The sequence below is a fragment of the Psychrobacter sp. genome, from assembly GCF_036731945.1.
Taxonomy (GTDB): domain Bacteria; phylum Pseudomonadota; class Gammaproteobacteria; order Pseudomonadales; family Moraxellaceae; genus Psychrobacter.
In genome coordinates this window covers 1-3804 of the sequence record NZ_DAINDI010000074.1, presented here as the reverse complement: position 1 = coordinate 3804, position 3804 = coordinate 1, and the positions used below count along the sequence as shown (strand labels likewise).

The following is a 3804-nucleotide window of genomic DNA, read 5'->3' as shown; positions in this document are numbered from 1 at the left end:
GGGCACATTGGAGTGGTATAAACTTGCACAGGTACAGTCATGGTCATTCCTTATTTATAAATTTATGGGAAAACAATTTTGTTATAAGTAATAGGATATATAGTAAGATAAAAAAATTATAGGGTAGTCATTAATATAATCCGTTATCAATACGTAAATGCTAGCTATATTTGCTGCTTCTCAGTATAGATTGGGGATGGCTATGGCAAATTCAAGCAGTCTTAGCTAAAAGCCATTACTGATGTCATCATCAAGGTATAAAAAAAGACACCTGATAAAGAGGTGTCTTTTTTATTGGTACTACTGGTTAATAAGACCAGCTATTAATATTGTCTTACTTATGCAAACTTGGCTTGGCTTTAACTTTGTTTTTAGACTTAGTATCTTTTAACCCAACCAATGGCATGCCAGCGCCTTGCCAGCCGCCGATACCGCCCTCTAGGCGATAGACATTGTCTTTGCCAATCATTTGTACCGCAGCGCCTGCCTGAATACCCATATCACAGACGATGATGACTGGCTGCTCAATCGCACGAATTTCCTCAATGCGGTCTTTAAGCTCAGTGAAAGGTATGTTGCGGCTGCCTTGGATATAACCAGTTTCAAATTTCTTTTTGGCACGAATATCGATCAGCTGCGCATTTTGCGAGTTGACCATCATGCCCAAGGTATTAGGCGATATTTTTCTGCCACTACGTTTGTTTTCAATGGCAAAAAATAGCACGGCAAGCACGGCTAATATTCCAAATAAAAACGGGTGGTTGCCCACAAATTCCAGCGCACGATCCAAACCATACCTCCAAAAATATAAGTGTTCGGTCAAACTGAGATAACAGCCCAACGATGGTGAACAAGGCGCTATTATACCGATAAGGTCATCTATAGTAAACGGGCGATGACTTGGTCGTTCCTTTATCTCATCGTTCCTTTATCAGTGACCTTTAGAGATATCTGCTAATAAGGCTTAGTATCTGCCTCTTCTGTTAACGTCACAAGGTTTTCAACACGGCGCTGCAACACTTCGCCGTCCGCAACCGCTTGCCATAAGGCGCAGCCTTTACTGTTATGGGTATGGCGACAATCGCGGAACTGGCAATCACCTGCCAGCGGTGCAAGCTCGATAAAGCCTGAGATAATATCATCAGGGGTCAGATGCCAAATGCCGTACTCACGAATACCAGGGGTGTCGACAATACCGCCTTGGCCTAAGTCGTCGGGGTTAAAGGGCAATAAGCGACTGGTGGTGGTGGTATGTTGACCCAGCTTTGAGTTTTCAGAGATGACATTCACCACTTGTCCTGACTCTGGCAGCAAGGCGTTGATTAAGCTGCTTTTACCAACGCCAGATTGCCCCGCAAAAATAACCAGTTTTTTATCGATATAGCGCTTTAGCTCATCAAGCCCTTTTTGCTCATCGCTATTAGCGATGTTTTCAGGACATGCAACCGAGGTCAGTACGCTCTCGTAGCCAAGCGCCGCGTATTGTGCCAATAATTCACTGGTATCGACGCCGTTTTCTTGGGCCAGCAAATCGGCTTTATTAAGCACCAATAGTGGCTTTACGCCTGCATGATGACAAACGACCAAATAGCGATCAATCAAAGTCGGCGCAGCGGCAGGCAAGGGCGCAAATACAATGGCCAAAATATCAACATTGGCGGCGACAGGTTTGAGCTTATGATAACGGTCAGGACGCGAAACGAGCGAGGTGCGAGGCTTGACGGATTCGATACGTCCAAAGCCGGTATTAGGATCGGCAGTCCAGCGTACTTGGTCGCCCGCTGCTAGCATGGGCAGATTGGTACGCACATGACAGCGCCAAATATCGCCTAACGCCAGCTCTTGCCAAAATGGCTCAGGATCATCAGGCGCAATCTCCGGCTGCACAGGAATTACTGCCGGCAAGCTGGTCACTTGTACTTCTAGCTGCTTACCATAATGCGCCATGACCACGCCATCCATCAAACTGTCATCGATGCTGTCTTGGCTATCGAGCTGTTGTTTGTCGATGCGACGAATCTGTTGTTTAGTCAGTTTGCGTTGCCGGATTAATGCCATGGGTTATGACCTATTAGAAAAATATTGCTAAGTGTAGCGTGAAAATTTGCTAACATACAGCCTAAAGCGCCGCTAGCAGATAGTGGTTTTGTAATGTTTTCGTTTTATTAGGCATTGTAGCCAACCAAGTGCAAAGCATATGATTTTAGCCTGACCATTTAGAGTCAGTTTAATTGATTAACAAGGCTCACAAGTTGTGCCAAAGTTTATTGACCATAGGATATTTTATGAGTACCGACGACCATCCCAACAAAATTAAAATCAAAAACCAAGGTAAAAAAGGGTTGGTGTGGATTGACCTAGAAATGACCGGACTTGATACCTTAAATGATGAGATTATCGAGATTGCGACCGTGGTGACCGATGAGGATTTAAACGTCCTTGCCGAAGGACCTGTTTTTGCGATTAAGGTATCAGATCAAGTGTTAAATAAAATGGATGACTGGAATACCAAGCAGCATGGCCAGTCAGGCTTGGTCGACCGTGTGCGCCGTAGTACGGTGACCTTAGCGGAAGCAGAAGCGCAAACCATTAAGTTTTTGAATAAATGGGTCGATAGTGGCAAGTCGCCGATGTGTGGTAACTCAATCTGCCAAGATCGCCGCTTTTTAGCCCGCCAAATGCCCGAGCTTGAGCGCTTCTTCCATTATCGCAACCTTGATGTGTCATCGATCAAAGAGCTGTGCTTCCGCTGGCGTCCAGATATTTTAAGAAATTTCGAAAAAGGCGGCAGTCATTTAGCATTAGATGATATTCGCGACTCTATTCGCGAGTTAAAACATTATCGTCAGCATTTCTTTAAGTTGATGCCTTAAAAATCAAACTTTAGGAACAGTGATTTAAGAACAAGTAAAAAGTCCGTCAAAGAAGCGAATGCCAAGATATGGCTCGTTTCTTGGCGGACTTTTTGTTTCAGTGATATTTTTAATTAACTCTTATTGGGATAATCCTTTAATAGTATATTAGCGATTTTCATCAGGGCGCTTAATGCTATCAGGGCTAGCTTCATAAACCGCATCTAATTCTGCTTCCGTTAAATATTTTTCTACCGTAGGGTATAACTCGCGCTCTTCAAAGCGAATATGGTCGTATAATAGGGTGCCAAGCTCATGAACTTGTGCCACGCTGACCCCTTTGTTGCCAGATTTTTTTGATTGTTCGACCGTATTTATCAGTTGATGTAATTGCTTATGCTGTCCATCAAGGGTTTCGAGTACTGACGCCACATCAGATTCAGTAGCGCGGTACGGCTCTAAGGCATTAGCAATTAAATTGTCCTCAATTTGGAAGTGATAGGCCATGTCGTTAATATAGGAGGTGAGATTGTCCCAGTGTTTGGCAATCTCTTTGGGTTCATCTAAGCTTTCTTTGGCATGGCGAGACAAATTAAGCCCAAGATGGTGTTGGCGTGATAATGGCTGCAATTGATTGGCGCGTTTCATAATTAAATACCTTAATGCTTCGAGAAATCATGATTGATTAATTATTTGGAGTTATATTTTATGTTCAATTATCTTTTAATTTTGCATTTACTGGGGGCGGCAATTTGGACAGGTGGTCATTTAATACTAGCATTAGTGGTGCTGCCAAAAGTGCTATCTTCACGTAATTTAGACGCATTGTTACAATTTGAAGGTCAGTTTGAAAAAATTGGTATGCCGGCGTTAGCCATTCAAATCATTACTGGATTATGGATGGCGTATAAAATATTACCTAACATAGAGATGTGGTTTGCCTTCGATAATG

Annotated in this window: 4 protein-coding genes and 1 pseudogene; 2 read left to right on the top strand and 3 right to left on the bottom strand. The window is 43.2% G+C overall.

What is annotated here, in order from left to right; genetic code table 11:
- Window positions 1–334: 334 nt before the first annotated feature.
- Together V7D75_RS12560 and rsgA are read right to left on the bottom strand one after the other, a co-directional pair.
- The gene (locus tag V7D75_RS12560; RefSeq protein ID WP_333614821.1) at window positions 335–790 is read right to left on the bottom strand and encodes a rhodanese-like domain-containing protein; all 456 of its coding nucleotides are present in this window, start codon (window positions 788–790) and stop codon (window positions 335–337) included.
- A 164-nt stretch (window positions 791–954) separates the two neighbouring features.
- On the bottom strand, window positions 955–2058 hold the full coding sequence (gene rsgA, locus V7D75_RS12555; RefSeq protein ID WP_333614820.1) for a ribosome small subunit-dependent GTPase A: 1104 nt from the start codon (window positions 2056–2058) through the stop codon (window positions 955–957).
- Between the two features lie 227 nt (window positions 2059–2285).
- Here rsgA and orn point away from each other — a divergent pair, with 227 nt between their 5' ends.
- On the top strand, window positions 2286–2873 hold the full coding sequence (gene orn / locus V7D75_RS12550) for an oligoribonuclease (RefSeq protein WP_201541275.1): 588 nt from the start codon (window positions 2286–2288) through the stop codon (window positions 2871–2873).
- 147 nt (window positions 2874–3020) lie between these two features.
- Here the strand turns inward: orn and V7D75_RS12545 are convergent, their stop codons facing one another.
- Window positions 3021–3500: a hemerythrin domain-containing protein gene (locus tag V7D75_RS12545; RefSeq protein ID WP_333614819.1), complete on the bottom strand. Its 480-nt coding sequence runs from the start codon at window positions 3498–3500 to the stop codon at window positions 3021–3023.
- A 60-nt stretch (window positions 3501–3560) separates the two neighbouring features.
- On the opposite strand from V7D75_RS12545, the pseudogene V7D75_RS12540 reads away from it, so the two are divergent.
- Window positions 3561–3804 (top strand): annotated as a pseudogene (locus tag V7D75_RS12540) (copper resistance protein CopD); the annotation flags it as partial.

Coding starts and splice junctions, on each gene's coding strand:
- rsgA (WP_333614820.1), bottom strand. CDS start 2,058: ATGGCATTAATCCGGCAACGCAAACTGACTAAACAACAGATTCGTCGC.
- orn (WP_201541275.1), top strand. CDS start 2,286: ATGAGTACCGACGACCATCCCAACAAAATTAAAATCAAAAACCAAGGT.
- V7D75_RS12545 (WP_333614819.1), bottom strand. CDS start 3,500: ATGAAACGCGCCAATCAATTGCAGCCATTATCACGCCAACACCATCTT.